Source organism: Bacteroides sp. HF-4919 (genome assembly GCF_018860125.1).
The window spans coordinates 1-22,390 of the sequence record NZ_JAHKNF010000004.1; the positions used below are offsets into that span (position 1 = coordinate 1).

Sequence of the window (22,390 nt, forward strand, 5' to 3'; positions counted from 1 at the left end):
ACTCCGGGAATTCTACGGCAGATGTCATCAACCCACAACCTGAAACATTCTTCAAACCAATCGATATCCAATATGGAGAAGAAACGGCTCAAGGTATCATGAGAAGGAATAGAAACCAAACCCGGAAGACGAGCCTTGAAATATGATTCATGTGTTTTTCCGAATGTTTCTATTTCGTTCCACGTATCAGCACCGCAGATAACAGCGACTAGGGCGATGAACACTATTTCGTTAGACTGATATATTTTATTCTTATCATCTCTTACATCAGGAATAATAGCTGAAAATGCTTGAATGGTCATATTGAGATATGGATTTAATATAGTAAAAAGCAAATGTAATGAATTATATTACACACAGACAAAAGGAGCAGGAAATATTGAAAAATACAGGGAAGGGACTACATATTTAGGAAATAATACAACCCTAATAAGATGTTATACTTATTGAGCGTCCGCCCTGTGAAAGAGCCGTGGTACGGAGGCGGTGGGTAGTGCGAATTTTCCCTAAAAAAAGCGTAGGGTTTAGACTATTTCAGTATATTTGCAAGTCGCAATCTTACATTTTGATAAAGGATTCAGAGAAATAAATTGAGATAACAATCTTATTTTAATTTTAAATAAATAAACTATGGCAGACAGTAAAGAAAAACTCTTCTCAGATTTTTCTCCTGTTTCCACCGAGAAGTGGATGGAGAAGGTCACAGCCGACCTGAAAGGAGCTGATTTTGAGAAGAAACTCGTTTGGAAGACAAACGAAGGATTCAAGGTAAAACCTTTCTACCGGATGGAAGACCTGGAAGGACTGAAAACAACCGATGCGCTTCCCGGAGAATTTCCTTATTTAAGAGGTACAAAGAAGAACAGTAATGAGTGGTTGGTTCGCCAGGAGATTAAGGTGGAATGTCCGAAGGAAGCCAACGCCAAGGCTCTGGATATTCTGAATAAAGGTATCGATTCTCTTTCTTTCCATGTGAAGGCTAAAGAACTCAATGCGGAATACATTGAGACTTTGTTGAACGATATTTGTGCAGAATGTGTTGAGTTGAATTTTTCTACTTGTCAGGGGCACGTGGTAGAACTGGCTGATTTGCTGGTAGCTTATTTTCAAAAGAAAGACTATGATTTGACAAAGCTGCAAGGCTCTATCAATTACGATTTCTTCAATAAAATGCTGACAAAAGGCAAAGAGAAAGGGGATATGGTACAAACAGCCAAAGCGCTGATCGAAGCTACTGCCCAATTGCCTAAATACCGTGTACTGAATGTGAATGCCCTGACACTGAACAATGCAGGTGCTTATATTTCTCAGGAATTGGGATATGCATTGGCATGGGGTAATGAATATATGAGTCAGTTGACCGAAGCTGAACTTCCTGCTGCCATCGTAGCAAAAAAGATTAAGTTTAATTTCGGTATCAGTTCTAATTACTTCCTTGAAATTGCAAAGTTCCGTGCTGCCCGTATGTTATGGGCTAACATAGTGGCTTCTTACAACCCGGAATGTCTGCGTGATTGCGAAAATAAAGGACCTAACGGAGAATGCCGTTGCGCTGCTAAAATGAAGGTACATGCTGAAACATCTACTTTTAATCTGACTCTGTTTGATGCTCATGTAAACTTGCTTCGTACACAAACTGAGGCAATGTCGGCTGCTCTGGGTGGTGTAGATTCAATGACGGTGGTTCCTTTTGACAAGACCTATGAAACTCCGGATGAGTTTTCCGAACGTCTGGCCCGTAACCAGCAACTGCTGTTGAAAGAAGAATCACATTTTGATAAAGTAATTGACCCGGCTGCCGGTTCTTACTACATTGAAAATCTGACAGTCTCTATTGCTAAGCAGGCATGGGAAATCTTCCTTGCCATTGAAGAAGAAGGAGGCTTCTATGCAGCATTGAAAGCCGGTACTGTTCAGGCTGCTGTGAATGAAAGCAATAAAGCACGCCATAAAGCTGTGGCTCAGCGTCGCGAGATTCTGCTGGGTACTAACCAGTTCCCAAATTTCAATGAAAAAGCGGGTGATAAGAAGCCGGTAGAAGCCACATGCTGTTGTGGTGGACACGATACTTGTGAAAAAGATGTTACTACATTGAACTTCGATCGTGCGGCAAGTCAATTTGAGGCGTTGCGTCTTGAAACCGAAGCCAGTGGGAAACGTCCGAAAGCATTTATGCTGACGATCGGTAATCTGGCTATGCGGCAGGCACGCGCACAATACTCTTGTAATTTCCTGGCTTGTGCCGGATATGAGGTGGTTGATAATCTTGGTTTTGAAACGGTTGAAGCAGGCGTAGAAGCTGCGATGGCTGCAAAAGCCGATATTGTGGTGCTCTGTTCAAGCGATGAAGAGTATGCACAATATGCTGTTCCGGCTTTCCAGGCTTTGAATGGCCGCGCCATGTTCATCGTTGCCGGAAATCCGGAATGCGCCGAAGAACTGAAAGCAGCCGGTATTGAGAACTTCATCCATGTACGTGTAAATGTACTGGAGACACTTAAAGAGTTCAACGCTAAATTATTGAAGTAAGATGAGAAAAGATTTTAAAAACTTAGATATCTACGCAGCATTCCAGCCCGCTAATGGTGCAGAATGGCAAAAGGCTAACGGAATCGAGGCCAACTGGAAGACTCCGGAACACATCTGCGTAAAGCCTGTTTACACAAAAGAAGACCTTGAAGGAATGGAACATCTGGACTATGCTGCCGGTCTTCCTCCTTATTTGCGTGGTCCGTATTCGGTGATGTATACCCTTCGTCCATGGACTATCCGCCAGTATGCAGGGTTCTCTACAGCTGAAGAGTCGAATGCTTTCTATCGTCGTAACTTAGCTTCCGGACAGAAAGGCCTGTCGGTTGCTTTTGACTTGGCTACACACCGCGGTTATGACCCTGACCATGAACGTGTGGTAGGTGACGTTGGTAAGGCCGGCGTGTCTATCTGTTCGCTTGAAAATATGAAAGTCTTGTTTGATGGCATTCCTTTGAACAAGATGTCTGTATCTATGACAATGAATGGTGCCGTACTTCCGATTATGGCATTTTATATCAATGCCGGATTAGAACAGGGAGCCAAACTTGAAGAGATGGCCGGAACGATCCAGAATGATATTCTGAAAGAATTTATGGTGCGTAATACCTATATTTATCCGCCTGCATTCTCTATGAAGATCATCTCTGATATTTTTGAATATACTTCACAGAAGATGCCGAAGTTCAACTCTATCTCCATTTCTGGTTATCACATGCAGGAAGCAGGTGCCACAGCTGATATTGAGTTGGCTTATACGTTGGCTGATGGTCTGGAGTATCTTCGTGCCGGTGTTGCTGCAGGTATCGATATCGATGCTTTTGCTCCGCGCCTCTCTTTCTTCTGGGCTATCGGAACAAACCATTTTATGGAAATTGCCAAAATGCGTGCTGCACGTATGTTATGGGCAAAGATCGTGAAACAGTTTAATCCGAAGAATCCGAAGTCGCTTGCATTGCGTACTCACTCGCAGACTTCCGGTTGGTCATTGACTGAGCAAGATCCGTTTAACAATGTAGGACGTACTTGTATCGAGGCTATGGCTGCTGCGCTGGGACATACTCAGTCGTTGCACACCAATGCGCTTGATGAAGCTATTGCTTTGCCGACAGACTTTTCTGCCCGTATTGCCCGTAATACTCAGATTTATATTCAGGAAGAAACTTATATTTGCAAGAACGTAGATCCGTGGGGTGGTTCTTACTATGTAGAGTCATTAACTAATGAACTGGCTCACAGTGCTTGGGAACATATTCAGGAAATTGAGAAGTTGGGCGGTATGGCGAAAGCTATCGAAACCGGTATTCCGAAGATGCGTATTGAAGAGGCTGCTGCCCGGGCACAAGCTCGTATCGACAGTGGTTCACAGACTATCGTCGGTGTAAATAAGTATCGTCTTGAGAAAGAAGACCCGATTGATATTCTTGAAGTTGACAATACCGCTGTTCGTAAAGAGCAGATCGAGAACCTGAAGCGTTTGAAAGAAGGCCGTAACCAAGCTGAGGTGGACAAAGCATTGGCTGCCATTACCGAATGTGTCAAAACCGGTAAGGGCAATTTACTTGAGTTAGCTGTAGAAGCTGCTCATGTTCGTGCAACATTGGGTGAAATCTCGTATGCTTGCGAACAAGTAGTAGGACGTTATAAAGCAATAATTAGAACTATATCAGGCGTGTATTCATCAGAAAGCAAAGGCGACGCTGACTTTAAGCGTGCTTGCGAACTCACTGAGAAGTTTGCAAAGAAAGAGGGACGTCAACCTCGTATTATGGTTGCAAAGATGGGCCAGGACGGTCACGATCGTGGTGCCAAGGTAGTAGCTACCGGTTATGCCGACTGTGGTTTCGACGTGGATATGGGACCGTTGTTCCAGACTCCTGCGGAAGCAGCTCGTGAAGCGGTAGAGAATGATGTTCACGTAGTCGGAGTTTCTTCGTTGGCTGCAGGGCACAAGACATTGGTTCCGCAGATTATTGAAGAATTGAAGAAGTTGGGACGTGAAGATATCGTAGTAATAGCCGGTGGTGTAATTCCTGCCCAGGATTATGACTTCTTGTATAAGGCCGGTGTAGCTGCGATCTTTGGTCCGGGTACTCCGGTGGCTAAGGCTGCTTGTCAGATTCTGGAAATCCTGATGGATGAAGAATAAAAAAACAGTCTTTGAGAAATGATAAACGAAGAGGCGGAGTATTGCAATACTCCGCCTCTTTATGATTTTAGTTCTATTCCGGTCAATATCATCTACGTATTATTTATGGAATAAATGGTTGCATGACTATTATTGGGGGGTGAAGGAGAATGCAAGCGCGTTCACCTCTGTTTTCAGATTCTGAGGTAAATAGACACGTACCCGATTGTTCTTTATTTCCCATCTTACTTTTTTACCGTTTTGAAGGCAGTAAACAGCACTTCCTTTAGCAGGAATATTATTTTCCCATTCTATGTAGTTAGGAAGAGTCCGGGCTTTCGGATCACTGTATAATGCATACATTGTTTTTTTGTTTTTGTTCATGGTAAACCAGATGCCTTCACTATGATAGTCAGGAGTCGTAACGGTATTGTAGATAGCCGGGCCGTTTTTCGTCATCCATTCTCCTATAGTGTCCAACCGGCTGACAATTTCTTCTTGTAATATTCCTTCAGGGGTAGGGCCGACACCGAGTAGTAAACTTCCGCCTTTAGCTACGATTTCCATTAACTTTGCTATCACTGTAGTGGGTGATTTGAATACCGCATGTGGAGTGTATCCCCAGTCTACTCCCAGTGTCATGCAAGTCTCCCATGGGTAGGGAAGTTGTTTGTCCGGGATTTGTTGTTCCGGGGTCTGATAATTTTCGTATTTACCATGGATGGTGCGGTCTACGAATAAAATACCCGGTTGTGCTTTTCGTGCCATTTGCGATATACGGTCCATGTCCAATACCGATTGGGTTCCGGGGTTATTTACCCATCCTCCGTCTAACCATAAAATGTCGATAGAACCGTAGTTGTGCATCAACTCGCTGATTTGGTTGTAAGTGAACTCTTTGAATTGATTCCAGCGCCAGGGGTTCTTTTCTATATTGTAATTCTGTGTACGGCGGGGAGTAGCGTAGCGGGGCCACCAATAATATTCCGAGTGCCAGTCCGGTTTAGAAAAATAGGCTCCTACCATTAAGTCGTTGTTGCGAAAAGCTTCAAACACATATTTGGCTACATCTGCCCGGGGATTTGTTTTGAAAGGACCCTTTGAAATTGAAAAATCGGAGTAAGCCGTGTTGAACATATTGAATCCATCGTGATGTTTGGTGGTGAAGATGGCATAACGCATACCTGCCGCTTTGGCAGCCTGTGCCCACTGTTCCGGGTTGAAACGGGTAGGATTGAATGAATCTTTCAATCCCCAGTACCATTTTTTATAATCTTCATAGGCAATGGTACTATCACGCGGTATCCAATCCGCTTCTTCCGAACAGATGGACCATGATTCTACAATTCCGGCAACGGAATATAATCCCCAGTGAATCAGCATTCCGAACTTCTGGTCCTGCCAGTGATGGAGTTTCCTGACCACCAGAGAATCTTCAGGAGGTGTATATTGGTCAGAGCGTTCATGGACATATTGTGCTTTCGCATTGAAAGCAAATACAAAGAGTAAGGTAAGTGCAAATAATAATTTGTAGCTTTTCATGTCTTTTTAAATTTTAAAGATTGTACAGAGCAAAGCTACAAAATAAATGGCGATGGATTACTACTTCCCCCTTTCTATTTTTTTGTATCTTTGTCTGCTCAATTCTCATTATAATAAAAAACAAATGATAGTTTGCATTGCCGAAAAGCCCTCTGTGGCACGTGATATTGCTGATATATTAGGAGCCCGCGAACGGAAAGAGGGGTATATTGAGGGGAACGGATACCAGGTAACCTGGACGTTCGGCCATCTTTGTACCCTGAAAGAACCCCATGAATATACTCCCGGATGGAAATCATGGAGTTTGGGCAGTCTGCCTATGATTCCTCCTCGTTTTGGCATTAAACTGATAGAGAACCCTACTTACGAAAAGCAATTCCGTATTATTGAAAGGTTGATGCAACAGGCCGATGAGATTATCAATTGTGGTGATGCCGGCCAAGAAGGAGAGCTGATTCAGCGGTGGGTGATGCAGAAAGCCGGAGCGCGGTGTCCGGTAAAACGTTTGTGGATTTCTTCGCTGACCGAAGAGGCTATTAAAGAGGGTTTTGCAAAGTTAAAAGATCAGGATGATTTTCAACCGCTTTACGAGGCAGGTATGTCCAGAGCCATTGGCGACTGGCTGCTTGGGATGAATGCTACGCGGCTTTATACCGTAAAATATGGACAGAACCGACAAGTGCTTTCTATCGGACGTGTTCAGACACCTACTCTTGCTCTTATTGTCAATCGGCAGCTTGATATTGAAAATTTTCAGCCAAAACAATATTGGGAACTGAAAACAATGTACCGTGATACGACTTTTTCTGCCCTTATTCGTAAGAGTGATGAAGAGTTGGCTGCTGAAGAAGAAAAAGCCGGTGGCAAGACTAAGAGAACAGAGAACCGGGGCATTGACCCGATAGCTAACCGTGACGAGGGGATGGCATTGGTGGAACGTATTAAAAACCTGCCTTTCGTGGTAACTTCTGTGGTTAAGAAAGATGGGAAAGAGTATGCTCCCCGTCTGTTCGACTTGACCTCTCTTCAGGTGGAGTGCAATAAGAAATTTGCTTATTCTGCTGACGAGACCCTGAAACTGATTCAGTCGCTTTATGAAAAGAAAGTGACTACTTATCCGCGTGTAGATACTACTTTCCTCAGTGATGATATTTATCCCAAATGTCCGAATATCTTAAAAGGGCTGAAAGATTACGAAGTACTGACTGCACCGTTGTCCGGAACTTCATTGCCTAAGTCAAAAAAAGTTTTTGATAGTTCGAAAGTAACCGATCACCATGCCATTATTCCCACAGGGGTTCATCCGCAAAATCTGACGGATATGGAACGTAAGGTTTTCGATCTGATAGCCCGTCGGTTTATAGCCGTTTTTTATCCTGATTGTAAAGTCTCTACCACGACTGTAATGGGGGAGGTAGATGGCATTGAATTCAAGGTGACTGGCAAGCAGATTCTGGAACCGGGATGGCGTGTGGTCTTTTCCAAAGATGTGAAAGATCCGAATGAAGAAAAAGAAGGTGAAGAGGAGAATGTACTTCCTGTTTTCGTGAAAGGAGAAAGTGGCCCGCATCTACCCGACTTGAATGAGAAATGGACTCAGCCACCTAAACCTTATACCGAAGCCACTCTGCTTCGTGCGATGGAAACTGCCGGTAAATTGGTTGACAACGATGAACTTCGAGATGCGTTAAAAGAAAATGGTATTGGTCGGCCGTCTACCCGTGCAGCTATTATCGAGACCCTTTTTAAGCGTAATTATATCCGTAAGGAGAAAAAGAACCTGATAGCTACCCCTACAGGAGTGGAATTGATCCAGTTGATTCATGAAGAGTTGTTGAAATCAGCTGAGTTGACGGGTATTTGGGAGAAAAAGTTACGTGAGATAGAGAAGAAGACTTATGATGCACGGCAGTTTCTTGAAGAGTTAAAGTTGATGGTAGCCGAAATAGTCAACAGTGTTCTGTCTGATAATACGAACCGCCGTATCACTATTCAGGAAGCGGCGACGGCGGAAGAAGAAAAGAAGAAGAAAGAACCGAAGAAACGAGAACGTAAACCCACTACTCCGAAAGAGAAAAAGATGAAAGTCATTTCTGCAACTGAGAATGCGTCTCCTGCCACCGGATCGGCTCAACCGGATGTGCTGACAGGGGCAGACTCTTTGGTGGGACAACTTTGTCCGCTTTGCGGAAAAGGAACGATTATTAAAGGTAAAACTGCTTATGGTTGTTCCGAATGGAGAAATGGATGCACTTATCGGAAAGCCTTCGAGTAGTCTTGTTGTTTTGTTAATACATAATTTTAACTGAACTATTTTGCAAAAGGCTCGTTATTAATACCACTTATCAATTAATAATGAGCCTTATGAATACAATGTTCTTCAATGCAGTATCTTGCTTTTTCGTATGTGCCGGTCTTATCATAGCCCTTATTCTGGCAATTAATGTAATATTTCACAAACAATCCATGAAGATAATGAATATAGTCTGGGTGCTTACCGGGCTGTGGGGACATTATTTTGCGTTGTTTGCCTATTATACTTTTGGTATCCGGAAAGATAGCATGGTAGAAGTGGCTCCCGTAGAAAGTATGAAGATGGATATGAAAATGCCGATGGAGATGGATATGCCTGATATGCGTCCCAAATGGCAGTCCATCACTTTGTCTGCTTTTCATTGCGGGGCTGGTTGTACGCTGGCAGATCTTATTGGAGAATGGTTTACTTACTGGGTACCTTTACGGATAGGGGGGAGCTTGATAGCAGGCAGCTGGGTACTTGATTTTGTTTTAGCATTGGTTATAGGCGTTTTCTTTCAATTTGCCGCAATCCGTGAAATGGAGAAAATCTCTTTTAGTAAAGCTGTTTCGCGTGCCTTTAAGGCCGATTTCTTTTCATTGTTAGCCTGGCAGGTGGGTATGTATGGTTGGATGGCTGTTGTTACTTTTGTACTTTTTACAGATGCACCTCTTGAGAAAACATCCTGGACATTTTGGTTTATGATGCAGATTGCCATGCTTTTTGGTTTTATCTTATCCTATCCGGTGAACGCATTGTTAATCAAAGCGGGTATCAAAAAAGGAATGTAATTTTCTGATTCAGGAAAAATAGCCCAAAGAGCATTGATTCTTAGAAAATATCTATATATTTGCAGATACACACCTCCTTAAATTATACTATTATGGACCGATATCTGCTTTTTGACCGGTTTTCACAGCAAGCGTTGCAGACTTTGCATCGCTATCGTGCCGTTATGTTCAGCCCTACCATGTTTCTGTAATTGTAAGTTGAGATTATTTTCTGATTCAATACATTACTTTAACATTGATTTCTTATGGACAGACCAACTATTGCTGAAGTAAACGAATGGGTACTGAAACTCTACAATACCTGTGAAGCAACCATTACAAGTGAAGAGCGTCGTGAGCAACATAAATATGCCGTAATGGTGCAGCGTCCTCAAGATAAAAAATTCCTGGTGAAAATGCTGGACGAATCTTCCCAGATACGTGACCGGAAGAAACTTGCCAAACGAATCAAAACACTGATAGATGAATATGGAGTTCCTGAATTTCTAAATAAAAGGGATACTTTTCTTTTTAAAATGTATCAGGCTTTCGGACATCATTTTGATTTTATCGCTATCCCTATTATCAAGAAGCGATTGCGTACGGATACCTCTAAAGTGATTATTGACGAATCGCGTCCGAACCTGACAGAACATTTAGCGACTCGTTTTAAAGAGAAGATCGGACAAAACGTCAATTTGTTGGGGGAAGTGGTTTTGGGTAATGGAGAGGCTGATCATCGGTATCATCATTATCTGGAAGCTTTGGAATCTCCGGATATAAATTATATATCGGTTAAAATCTCCGGCATCTATGCTCAGACACATGCATTGAATTATCGGGAGAGTTTTCCTGAATTGGTCAGACGCATGTCTGCTCTTTATCAAAAGGCGATCGATAATCCATATGTAGACGAAGACGGGCTGAAACGTGCTAAGTTTATCAACCTTGATATGGAGGAGTATAAAGATGCACATTTCACTATGCGCCTGTTTAAAGAGGTGCTGAGCAAACCCGAGTTTAAAAATTATTCGGCCGGTATTGTCGTTCAGGCATACTTGCCCGACGCTTATGATTTTCAGACTGAGTTGCTTGAGTTTGCCAAAGCACGGGTAGAATCCGGGGGGGCACCTATCAAGATGCGTCTGGTGAAAGGCTGTAATCTGGAAATGGAAACCGTTATTTCTTCACTTCGTGGATGGCCTAATCCGGTACGCCCGTCAAAGACGGAAGTAGATGCCAATTATTTGCATTTGTTGGAGCGTGGCTTACAACCCGAAAATGCTGAAGTGCTTCATTTGGGAGTTGCTTCGCATAATCTGTTCTCTATAGCATATGCCTATTTGTTGAGCCGGAAATTGGGTACATCAGACTATATGACGTTTGAGATGCTTGAAGGAATGGCCAATCATTTGTGGCGTGCACAGTCTATGTTAGGTAACCGGGTGATTCTCTATACTCCGGTTGTGAAAGACGAACATTTCCTCAATGCAGTGTCTTATCTGGTGCGGCGTATGGATGAAAATACGGCTCCTGATAATTTTCTGACCCATTCGTTCAATTTGAAGCCGAATACCGATACCTGGAACTTTCTGGCTCAACAGTTTGAAGATGCTTATGCGATGAAAGATCATCTGACTCATACTTCGCCACGAGTACAGGATCGGAATAAACCTTATACGTCGGCTATGCCTTCAGACCGAATGGAAAATGAGCCGGATACAGATTTCGACCTGAAGCAAAACCAGGAGTGGGTGGAGAAGATATTTGCCAAATGGAAAAAGTCGAAAGAGGATGTGCCCGAAATTATTCCATTGCAAATTGGAACTGAAAATATAATTACGGAGAAACGTTATAAATATCTGGATCGTTGCCAGGAAGAGGATGTTTGTATATGTGAGATGTCACAGGCCAATGCGGAGCAGGTGGAACGGATACTTTCTATAGCCGAAGCCGATCCTGCCGGATGGAGAAAAACCAAATTGGAAGACCGGCATAAGATGATGTATGCTGCTGCCAATAATCTGGCGGAGATGAGGGGAGATTTGATAGGCTGTATGTGTGCAGTAACCGGAAAAACAGTTGTTGAAGGAGATGTAGAAGTATCTGAAGGAATCGACTATGCACGTTTTTATACTACAACGATGAGAACTTTTTCGGAGTTGGGTGATGTTAGTTTAACAGCAAAGGGGACTGTACTGGTTATTTCTCCATGGAATTTTCCTTGTGCCATTCCCATAGGTGGCATTGTTGCCGGCCTGGCCGGGGGAAATACTGTTATACTGAAACCTGCTACGGTGGCAGCTCCGGTGGCTTGGTTGTTTGCCAAAGCTTTTTGGGATGCGGGAGTACCCAAAGAAGCATTGCAAGTGATCATAACTGATCGGGAGGCTTTGAAGCTGCTTACCACTTCTCCGATAGTGAAACATATTATTTTGACCGGTGGTACAGATACAGCCCGTAGTATAGCAAAATCAGCTCCGGTTACTCCACTTTCGGCAGAGACCGGAGGAAAGAATGCCATTATACTTACCGCTTCCGGTGATCGTGACCATGCTATTATGAATATTGTTTCTTCTGCTTTTGGCAATGCAGGACAGAAATGTTCTGCCTGTTCGTTGCTGTTAGTGGAACGTTCGGTCTATGAAGATAAGAGTTTCCGTGAGAAACTGATTGATGCGGCTACCAGTCTGAAAGTAGGGAGTGTCTGGGATCCGGGCAATGTAGTGGGGCCTATGATAACAAATAAAAATGAAAAATTACTGCAAGCATTAGTGCTGGAACCCGGGGAGACTTGGTTAGTGCCGCCAAGATTCATTGATAAGAAGCAATATATACTGGCTCCTACTGTAAAGTGGGGAGTGAAGCCGGGTAGTTACTCTTTTCGCACCGAGTTGTTCGGTCCGTTGTTGAGTGTGGCTTGTATTGAAGATTTACAGGAAGGAATTGAGTTGGTGAATGGATTGGATTATGGCTTGACATCCGGCCTCCAGAGTCTGGATGAAACCGAACAAAAGATCTGGAAAAATTCGTTAATGGCCGGAAATCTGTATATCAATCGGGGTATAACAGGGGCTATTGTCAACCGGCAGCCATTTGGCGGGATGAAACTTTCGGCTTTCGGTGGAGGAGTGAAAGCTGGTGGCCCGAACTATTGCAGTTGCTTTGTAAAAATAGCCGATAAACCTGATAGTAAAACCGACTATCGTCAAAGCTATACTAAAGCCTTTCAGGAGGAATTTTCAAAGCCGAGGGATATAAATGATCTTTATGGTGAACAGAATTTGTTCCGTTATTTGCCACTGAAGAGTATGGTATTGAGGCTTTTCCCGGATGACAGGAATGAAACAGCAGAGATGATAGTATATGCTGCCCGGTTGTGTGGAACTCCACTTACCATTAGTTATGACCCATCGGACGATCGTACCGAAGCTTTGGCAGACACAGGTTGTCGGTTGAGGAAGGAGACAATGGATTCATTTATCAGTAGTATTTCCGAATACGAACGTATCCGTACCTGCTCACCGGAAATACCCGTGAAAATATACGAAGCAGCTGTACAGACTGACAAGTATATTGCTACAGCACCTCCGGTGAAAGACGGAAGGGTAGAGTTGATACATTATATTAAAGAGCAAAGCATTGCTTTTGAGTACCATCGGTACGGAAGTATTTCGGAAGTACCTGCCTGTGAATAAAACTAATACTCTATGGTTTTGTTATCTAAATGCAGATAACAAAACCATTTTAATTAATAAAAAGAGTATGAGAAAGAAAATTATGATGGCAGCTTTGGTTACTATAGCTGTCAATTTGATCTGGGGTGGACAGCCTGCGAAAGCATGTACACGTGCAGTTTACATTGGACCGGATAATATGGTGATTACCGGACGTACGATGGATTGGAAAGAGGATATTCAGTCTAATTTATATCTTTTTCCCCGTGGTATCAAACGTGCAGGGTACGATAAAGGAAATACGGTAGAATGGACTTCGAAGTATGGCAGCATTGTGGCTACCGGGTATGATATCGGTACTTGCGACGGCATGAATGAAAAAGGGTTGGTTGCCAGTCTCCTGTTTCTACCGGAGTCTGTCTATACCCGTCCCAATGACACCCGCCCTGTAATGGGGATCAGTATTTGGACACAGTATGTGCTTGATAACTTTGCAACAGTACGTGAAGCTGTTGAAGAGCTAAGTAAACAAACCTTCCGCATTGATGCTCCGAACATGCCTAATGGCTCTGCATCTACATTGCATATGGCTATCACTGATGAAACGGGTAATTCCGCTATTCTGGAGTATATCAATGGAGACCTGATCATCCATGAAGGTAAAGAATATCAAGTAATGACAAACTCTCCCCGTTACGATCTTCAATTGGCTGTGAATGATTATTGGAAAGAGGTAGGCGGTTTGAATATGTTGCCGGGAACCAACCGTTCAAGTGACCGTTTTGTGCGTGCTTCTTTCTATATTCATGCTATTCCGCAGACATCGGATGCGAATATTGCTGTACCGAGTGTATTGAGCGTGATGCGGAATGTATCTGTTCCTTTCGGAATCACAACTCCGGACAAGCCGTATATTTCTTCCACACGTTGGCGTTCGGTTTCTGATCAGAAAAATCGGGTATACTACTTTGAGTCGACTTTGACTCCCAATCTGTTCTGGGTAGATTTGAATAGGGTTGATTTTAGTCCGAGTGCAAATATCAGGAAATTATCTTTGACACACGGGGAAATTTATACAGGAGACGCAGTGAAAGATTTCAAAGACAGTAAATCGTTCACATTTATGTTTGAGTTGCCATGATAAGTCTTACCACAAATAACACGGATTAAAACAGCATTCAATTTTAGGTCGCAACGGAACCTGATTGATATCTGTTTTAATCCGTGTTATTATTTGTGATAAGAAGCTTACTTTTTACTGTATGTCAGATGAAATTCTACAACTGCCTCGATCCCTTTTCTGAATATATCCAGAGAGAAGTTTTCATTAGGCGAATGGATAGCATCCGATTCCAGTCCGAATCCCATAAGTACGGTTTTTATTCCTAACACCTGTTCGAAGGTTGATATAATAGGGATACTCCCTCCGCGACGTACGGCCAATGGTTTTTTACCGAAGGCTATTTCAAATCCTTTTTCTGCTGCCTGATAGGCCGGTAGTGATATAGGGCATACATATCCTTGTCCTCCATGCATCGGTGTCACTTTTACATCCACTGTAGCCGGAGCGATTCGGCGGAAGTAGTCTGCAAAAAGATCTGAGATTACATGATGGTCTTGGTGCGGAACCAGCCGACACGATACCTTGGCATAGGCTTTTGACGGGAGTACGGTTTTAGAGCCTTCACCGGTATAGCCACCCCAAATGCCACAAATATCGAATGAGGGGCGGCAACTGTTTCTTTCCAGGGTACTGTATCCCTTTTCACCAAAAAGCTCTTTTACACCGATGGCTGCCTTGTATTTTTCCTCATTAAAAGGAATATGGGCGATCATTTCCCGTTCTGCTTGTGGAACTTCTTCCACGGCATCATAAAATCCGGGGATCGTGATGCGTCCGTCAGCGTCAATTACTTTACTCAACATGCCGCAAAGCACATTAATCGGATTAGCTACAGCCCCACCGAAGTGGCCTGAATGCAAGTCGCGATTTGGACCTGTTATTTCGATTTCCCAATAGGCCAAACCACGCAGCCCGGTAGTTAATGAAGGAAGATCGGCACCCAACATACTGGTATCTGATACCAGTATGATATCGGCCTTTAGTAGTTCCTTATGCTCTTCACAGAAGGCCTCCAGACTTGGTGAACCGATTTCTTCTTCTCCTTCGAAAATAAATTTCACATTGTTTTTCAGCAGATTGTATTTTACGAGATACTCAAAAGCTTTTACTTGAATAAATGCTTGTCCTTTGTCGTCATCGGCACCTCGCGCCCAAATATGTCCGTCACGTATTTCCGGTTCAAAAGGTTGGCTTTTCCACAAATCGAGAGGTTCGGCAGGCATCACGTCATAATGCGCATATATCAATACCGTTTTAGCGTTAGGGTCTACTATCTTTTGTCCGAATACGATAGGATTTCCTTTTGAAGGCATAACGATGGCTTCATCTGCTCCGGCTTCGAGTAATAATTGTGTCCAGCGTTGTGCACATGCCAGCATATCGTCATGATGTTCCGGTAATGCGCTGATACTGGGAATACGGATGAGGCTGAATAAATCCTCCATCATCATCGGTTCGTTCTCTGCAATATATTTCTGAATTTCGTTCACGTTGAATAATTTTAAAGTTGCGTCATTCTGTCCAATAAATAATAGTCGAGTATGGTCATTGCTGCCATGGCTTCTACAATAGGTACTGCACGTGGCAATACACATGGGTCGTGACGTCCCCTGGCTTTCAATGTGGTATCGATGCCGTCGATATTAACAGTTTCCTGTTCCATCAGTACCGTGGCTACCGGTTTGAATGCTACCCGGAAGAAGATATCTTGCCCGTTACTGATCCCCCCTTGGATTCCTCCGGAGTGGTTGGTTCGTGTTTCTATCCGCCCATTATTGTTGTAGAACACATCGTTTTGCTCTGATCCTTTTTGTTTGAGTCCTTTGAAACCGTCTCCATACTCAAAAGCCTTTGCAGCATTGATACTCAGCATGGCATTTCCCAATGCGGCATGTAGCTTACCGTATACAGGCTGTCCAAGTCCGATAGGACATCCTTTGATGACACAAGTCAATACGCCTCCAATGGTATCTCCTTCACCCTTGATTTTATAAATCAAATCCTGCATTTCTTTTGCTTTTTCGGGGTCCGGACAACGCACCGGATTGCTTTCAATCAGGTCAAGGTCGTAATCTGTATAATTGCCCTCCAATTTAATTGGACCTACCTGTGAAGTATAAGCTGTGATGTGAATTCCCAATTGACGCAATGCGAGTTTTGCCAAAGCACCACCCACTACCCTTGAAATGGTTTCACGTGCAGAAGAACGTCCTCCACCACGGTGATCACGGATTCCATACTTTACAGTGTATGTATAATCGGCATGTGACGGACGATATACTTTTTCCAGGTTATTATAGTCGTTTGAATGTTGGTTCTCGTTCCATACGATAAACCCGATGGGGCATCCTGTAGATTTTCCTTCGAAAATGCCCGAAAGAAATTCTACCTTATCAGCTTCTTTGCGTGCAGTGGTAATGACCGACTGCCCCGGGCGACGGCGGTTCAGTTCTTGCTGAACGAACTCCTCGTCGATAGTGATACCTGCTGGAAATCCATCAATCACTCCTCCGATTCCTTTACCATGAGATTCGCCAAAGCTGGTTAGTCTGAAAATATTGCCAAATGAATTGAACATATTGAATAAGGCTTTAAAGTTTAGTATATGCAAATATAACAATAAATTTCAGGAAAGAGTTGTTCTCTTCGGTTTTCCTTCATAAGGGGAGATTGAATTTCGCTGTAATAGATGCCGGCTTTTGTTTGTCCTCTAATTAATACAAGAAAGAAGATTAGCAATTATAAAGGAATTTTATAGTTAAAAAGAGAGGTTTCTTGACTACCTTTAATGAATTTTTGCTTATTTTGCGCAACTGATGTTGTCAGAAGTCATGCGATATGTATAATAATGATCCCGTTGAGAGTAGTAATGCGAAGTGGCAGTCATTTCTGGAAGGAGATGACAATGCTTATGCATGGCTGTATTCTCAATATGTTCAGCAACTCTATCAATATGGGTGTCGCTTTACTACAGATACAGAGATGGTGAAAGACTGTGTCCAGGATGTTTTTGTGAATATCTACAGACAGAAAGGTAAATACTCTTCTCCTCCTGCCAATATTAAAATCTACTTAATGTCTTCGTTAAGGAATTCTATCTTTAATGTCTTTAATAAAGGGAGTTTACATGACACTTATATCTCTAATATAAATTATGAGTTCGATTTGTCGGTAGAAGAAAAAATTATTGAGACCGAAGATGAAACATCTCAGAAACATACTGTTGCCCATTTGTTGAATACGCTTTCTCCCCGACAGCGTGAAATCATCTATTATCGTTTTTTTGAAGGGCTGGATTACAGTTCTATTTGTGAGCTGATGGGGCTTAATTATCAGTCAGCCTATAATTTACTTCAGCGATCTCTTACCCGCTTGCGTGAAATGTATGGTATATTGCCATTTTTCTTTCTATTCTAATTCCTTGTTTTTCAGCTGGTAATAGAAATTCAATAAAAAAATCCGCTTTTCACTGAGTAGATTTCAGAGCTCTGTCTGTCTTTTTATAAAAAGAAGAAAATGGAGCGAACTCACTATATACACTATACCGCAGCTGATTTGTTGAACGACGGACCTTTTCTGGACTCAATGCAGCATCCTACGGAACAAAGTGAAGATTTTTGGGCAAGATTGGAAAAAGAAGACAGCGATTTTGCCAAAGAGTTACATATGGCTCGAAGTTTTTTAAAGATTGTAGCCGTAAGTCCTCAAAAGCAGATGACAGACGATGAAGTGGGAATACTTTGGGAACGAATCAGCTATCAGGTAGCGGTTGAGAAAAAAGCGAGAAGAGGAAAAAAACGATTAATTTTCCTGCGTGTAGCGAGTATTGCTGCCTGTATATCAATGTTGGTCTTGAGCAGTTATTTTGTTTTTTCCCTTATTGCTTTTTATGAAGAAAGTTCATTTTACAGTTTGGCCAGTATCTCCCAACCGGATCATAGCGATGACATACAGTTAGTCTTGTCGAAAGGGCAGAAGGTGGTTATGGATGGGAAAGAAAGTAAATTACACTATAAGAAGGGTGGTAAAATAGCCATCAATTCCGGAACGGCTCAGGCAGATGAAGAAGGGGGCGCAGGTTATAATCAGTTAATAGTTCCTTCCGGAAAACGTTCTTTTATAACATTTTCCGACGGGACACGAATAGCCGTGAATGCTAATACCCGTGTGGTATATCCGACAGAGTTTGCGGCACATAGGCGGGAGATTTATGTGAATGGAGAAGTCTACCTTCAGGTATCTCCTGATAAAACCCGGCCTTTCATCGTAAAGACCAATCGGATGGAAGTAGAGGTGCTGGGCACGAAATTTAATGTGAGTGCTTATGATTCTGCAGAGGAACAATCGGTGGTTTTGGTATCCGGTAAAGTGAAAGTGGATACACATAAGCATCCCGAGAAAGTTCTTAACCCCAATGATATGTTAACTTATGATGACCAAGGGAACGAGTTGCGGATAAATACAGTGGATGTGTCTGAATATATCAGTTGGGTAGAAGGCTATTATTGCTTTGAGCGTGAAAAGATTGAAGTAATCATCGAAAAGTTATCTCAATATTATGGAAAACACATCACAGCTGATTCGGGGCTGATCGGGTTAACCTGTAGTGGTAAGCTTGATTTACGGGAAGATTTATGGGATGTTTTGGAAATGTTAAGTAAAACCATACCTGCGAAAGTAGAGATCAGAGAGAACCATTTTTTATTAACCAAGTAATTTCTAATAGTATGAAACAAGGACCTTAAATTTTTTAAGAAAGGGTTGGATAATACCCTCATATCATCCAACCCCTGATTAGATTAAACTACGTAAAAACAAATTTGTTAATCAAATCGTACAAATGTATGAATAATCATGGAATATTTAGTCCCAATAGGACTAAAGTAGGAACTTTATTATCAATAAAAAGTATTTTTTTATTTTTGTTATTCACTTTTGCATTCGAAATAGCTTATGCTTCAAGTGTTTACTCGCAAACCAAAGTCTTTACTATGCAATCTGCCGGAAAAACCGTACTACAGGTTTTTAAGGAGATAGAGAAGAATAGTGAGTTTATCATCTTTTACAGGGATGGTGTTATTGACTTGAACCGGAAAGTTAGTGTAAATGTGGTTAATCAGTCGGTCGAAAAAATATTAGAGCAATTATTGGCACATACCGATAATGGATTTACCATTAAAGACCGTCAGATCATTATTTATAAAAAAGAAACTTCCGAGTCCGCCTCTGCCCCTCAGCAGAAGGCTAAAATCAAAGTTACCGGAGTCGTTACCGATGCAAAAGGAGAGTCAGTCATCGGTGCAAACGTAGTGGTAAAAGGAAATCCTGCTATCGGTGCCATAACCAATATGGAAGGACGTTATGAAGTCATGCTTCCGTCGGATGATGTGATTTTGCTGGTCTCATACCTGGGATATAATACCGAAGAAATCAAGGTGAAAGGACGTCGTAACATCAATGTCGTATTGCACGAAGACTCAAAAGCGCTTGATGAGGTAGTGATAGTCGGTTACGGTAAACAGAAAAAAGAGAGTGTGGTGGTATCCATGAGTTCGATAAAACCCAAAGACATTGTCGTTCCTTCCCGAAGCCTGAATAACAGCCTTGCCGGTCAGGTGGCAGGTCTGATTGCGGTCCAGCGTTCCGGAGAGCCCGGTTATGATAATGCCGAATTCTGGATTCGCGGAGTCAGTACTTTTGCCGGAGGAACTTCTCCGCTTGTACTTGTCGACGGAGTTCCCAGAAATATGAGTGATATTGAACCGGATGAAATAGAAACATTTTCTGTACTGAAAGATGCGGCCGCTACTGCCATTTATGGTGCGGAAGGAGCTAACGGTGTAGTACTGGTGACTACTAAGCGCGGACGGGTTGAGAAGGCTAAAATATCTTTTAAGACAGAACATACGATTTCGTCACCTACTCGTCTTCCGGAATTTGTTGGTTCTGCCGATTATCTGAGCCTGTATAACGAAGCATTGCGCAATGATGGAGAGGGACCTCAATTTTCTGATGAACTGATAGCCCATTACCGTAACAACGATGATCCGGATCTGTACCCTAATACCAATTGGATTGACGAACTTCTTCGTAAGAATACCTTCAGCCACCGTTATACACTCAATGTACGCGGTGGTACGGAAAAGGCCAAGTATTTCGTATCAGGTGCCTATTTTAATGAAAGCGGATTGTTCAAGAACAGACCGAATGGGATTTATGATACCAATATCGGTATTGACCGGTTTAATCTGCGTTCTAATATTGATATGGCTGTATCTTCTACTACTACAGTAGGAGTAGATCTTGCCATGCAATATCTCATTAATAATTATCCGGGAACAGGTACTTCCACCATTTTCCGTTCCATGTTGATCACTCCTCCCTATGCTTTCCCGGCTGTGTACAGTGACGGAACAGTAGCTACTTATGCTCAGGAAAGAGATGCCAATATGCGTAACCCTTATAACTTATTGATGAACTCCGGTTATGCAAAAGAATACAGAACCGGTATCCAGTCAAAAGTAAATGTCAATCAAAAACTCGATTTCATTACCAAAGGTTTGTCTGCCAACCTGAATATAAGTTATGACTATGACAGCGAGATGATTATCCGTCGTGAATATAATCCGACACGATATCATGCTACTGGTCGTGATGAATTGGGACAACTGATTTTCTCTACGGTTGTATCGGGTAACCCGGATATTCAGGATCCCAAAAACAGTGCGACATCTGCCACCAAGAAAATTTATATCGATGCGTCTGTCAACTACAAACGTACGTTTGGAAAACATGACGTGGGGGCCATGTTGCTGTATATGCAGAAAGAGACACAACAGCACAATGTTCCTCTTCCTTTCCGTAAGCAGGGGTTTGTGGGCCGTGCCACTTATGGCTATGACGGACGCTATTTTGTCGAAGGCAACTTTGGTTATACCGGTTCCGAAGCATTTGCCGAAGGTAATCGTTTCGGCTTTTTCCCGGCAGTCGGTGCCGCTTACTATCTTTCTAACGAATCATTCTATCCGGAAGCGGTAAAAAAGATAGTTAATAAACTAAAGCTGAGAGCATCTGTCGGACGTACGGGTAATGATAAAACGGGACAGGAACGCTTTTTGTATCGTCCTACTTTCACGACCAATGCCGGTGGATTTACACAGGGTATCGGAGATACTGGCGGAACCAACGGAATAGGTAACGGTATTGTTGAAGGACGTTTTGCAGCCCCCTATCTGGCTTGGGAAATTGAAGATAAGCAGAATTATGGTTTTGATCTTGGATTGTTCGATAACCGTATTGATATTATTTTCGATTATTTCCGTTCCGAACGTAGAGATATCTTGCTGCAACGCCGTACTGTTCCCCAGTTGGGCGGACTTCGTCAAGACCCATGGCAGAATTTTGGTAAGGTACGTAATCAGGGTGTGGATATGTCAATGAACCTCAATCAGCAGATAGGTAAACTGAAACTCAGCGCCCGCGGGACATTTACCTTTACGCGCAACAAAATTCTTGAATACGATGAGCTACCTCAGAAGTACGATTATCAAGCAGTTACCGGTACCCGGGTCAGCGAAAATACTCTTTATATTGCCGACCGGCTTTATACAGAGGACGATTTTATAGTCAGTACCAATGCCAACGGATTGAAAACCTATAAACTTCGTTCGGAACTTCCGCGTCCTACTTTGGGAGGATTGGTTGGTCCGGGTGATATCAAATACGTCGATGTAAATGGTGATGGTGTGATTGACTCTTACGACCAGGTAAGAGGAGTAGGGAACCCGAGTACCCCTGAAATTATTTATGGATTTGGCCTTAATGCCGAGTACAAGGGTTTCTATGCAAGTATCTTTTTTCAAGGGGCAGGCAATACATCTGTTCTTCTGGGAGGGGCTACTTCAGAAGGATGGTACCCGTTCTCCTGGGGTGTCGACCAGTCCAATTACCGTACGTTTGCTTTAGACCGTTGGACCGAGAGCAATCCCAGCCAGGATGTCATTATTCCGCGTTTGCATAAAAACAATGCCAATAATGCCAACAACCGGGTGGCAAGCACCTGGTGGCTGCGTGATGGTTCATTCTTACGACTGAAAAACATAGAGTTCGGTTATCAGCTTCCTAAGAAATTTATGGATAAGATTGGTTTTGAGGCTGCCCGTATTTATATTATGGGATATAATCTTGCTGTGTGGGACAAGATTAAGTATTTCGATCCGGAAGCCGGTAATGCCAACGCAGGTTTGAATTATCCTCTGCCACGTACTTTCACACTCGGTTTAGACTTTACATTCTAAAAAGAAAAAACAGATTAATAAATAGAAA

Annotated in this window: 13 protein-coding genes; 9 read left to right on the forward strand and 4 right to left on the reverse strand. The window is 42.7% G+C overall.

Annotated features, from left to right (window positions below; translation table 11 throughout):
* Positions 1–302: transposase family protein (locus KO473_RS08140; protein WP_216035099.1), on the reverse strand; the 302-nt coding region annotated here is incomplete at its 3' end.
* A 328-nt stretch (positions 303–630) separates the two neighbouring features.
* Between KO473_RS08140 and mutA the strand changes: the two genes are divergently transcribed.
* Both mutA and scpA read left to right on the forward strand, forming a co-directional pair.
* Positions 631–2,529, forward strand: a complete 1,899-nt coding sequence (mutA, locus tag KO473_RS08145) for a methylmalonyl-CoA mutase small subunit (protein WP_005808421.1) — start codon at positions 631–633, stop codon at positions 2,527–2,529.
* A 1-nt stretch (position 2,530) separates the two neighbouring features.
* On the forward strand, positions 2,531–4,678 hold the full coding sequence (gene scpA / locus KO473_RS08150; protein ID WP_005781369.1) for a methylmalonyl-CoA mutase: 2,148 nt from the start codon (positions 2,531–2,533) through the stop codon (positions 4,676–4,678).
* A 129-nt stretch (positions 4,679–4,807) separates the two neighbouring features.
* Here the strand turns inward: scpA and KO473_RS08155 are convergent, their stop codons facing one another.
* Positions 4,808–6,199, reverse strand: a complete 1,392-nt coding sequence (locus tag KO473_RS08155) for an alpha-L-fucosidase (protein WP_005781367.1) — start codon at positions 6,197–6,199, stop codon at positions 4,808–4,810.
* A 124-nt stretch (positions 6,200–6,323) separates the two neighbouring features.
* Between KO473_RS08155 and KO473_RS08160 the strand changes: the two genes are divergently transcribed.
* The 4 genes from KO473_RS08160 (at position 6,324) to KO473_RS08175 (ending at position 14,083) form a co-directional block, all read left to right on the forward strand.
* The gene (locus tag KO473_RS08160; RefSeq protein ID WP_005781365.1) at positions 6,324–8,474 is read left to right on the forward strand and encodes a DNA topoisomerase 3; all 2,151 of its coding nucleotides are present in this window, start codon (positions 6,324–6,326) and stop codon (positions 8,472–8,474) included.
* A gap of 89 nt (positions 8,475–8,563) precedes the next feature.
* Positions 8,564–9,286, forward strand: coding sequence for a DUF4396 domain-containing protein (locus KO473_RS08165; protein WP_005808413.1), 723 nt, complete (start codon positions 8,564–8,566; stop codon positions 9,284–9,286).
* A 245-nt stretch (positions 9,287–9,531) separates the two neighbouring features.
* Positions 9,532–12,963, forward strand: coding sequence for a bifunctional proline dehydrogenase/L-glutamate gamma-semialdehyde dehydrogenase (locus KO473_RS08170; protein WP_181996066.1), 3,432 nt, complete (start codon positions 9,532–9,534; stop codon positions 12,961–12,963).
* A gap of 67 nt (positions 12,964–13,030) precedes the next feature.
* Positions 13,031–14,083, forward strand: a complete 1,053-nt coding sequence (locus KO473_RS08175) for a linear amide C-N hydrolase (protein WP_005821696.1) — start codon at positions 13,031–13,033, stop codon at positions 14,081–14,083.
* 107 nt (positions 14,084–14,190) lie between these two features.
* On the opposite strand, the gene KO473_RS08180 is transcribed toward KO473_RS08175, so the two are convergent.
* Together KO473_RS08180 and aroC are read right to left on the reverse strand one after the other, a co-directional pair.
* Positions 14,191–15,555: a dipeptidase gene (locus KO473_RS08180; protein WP_005821695.1), complete on the reverse strand. Its 1,365-nt coding sequence runs from the start codon at positions 15,553–15,555 to the stop codon at positions 14,191–14,193.
* Positions 15,556–15,566: 11 nt separating this feature from the next.
* A complete protein-coding gene (gene aroC, locus KO473_RS08185; protein WP_005808404.1) occupies positions 15,567–16,643 on the reverse strand; it encodes a chorismate synthase in 1,077 nt (358 codons plus the stop codon).
* Between the two features lie 260 nt (positions 16,644–16,903).
* On the opposite strand from aroC, the gene KO473_RS08190 reads away from it, so the two are divergent.
* From KO473_RS08190 to KO473_RS08200, 3 genes are all read left to right on the forward strand, one after another.
* The gene (locus tag KO473_RS08190) at positions 16,904–17,482 is read left to right on the forward strand and encodes an RNA polymerase sigma factor (protein WP_005781354.1); all 579 of its coding nucleotides are present in this window, start codon (positions 16,904–16,906) and stop codon (positions 17,480–17,482) included.
* A gap of 99 nt (positions 17,483–17,581) precedes the next feature.
* On the forward strand, positions 17,582–18,781 hold the full coding sequence (locus tag KO473_RS08195; RefSeq protein WP_005821694.1) for a FecR family protein: 1,200 nt from the start codon (positions 17,582–17,584) through the stop codon (positions 18,779–18,781).
* Between the two features lie 128 nt (positions 18,782–18,909).
* Positions 18,910–22,362 carry a TonB-dependent receptor gene (locus tag KO473_RS08200; RefSeq protein WP_032531998.1) on the forward strand — a complete coding sequence of 1,151 codons (3,453 nt, stop codon included), beginning with the start codon at positions 18,910–18,912 and terminating at the stop codon, positions 22,360–22,362.
* Positions 22,363–22,390 lie beyond the last annotated feature (28 nt).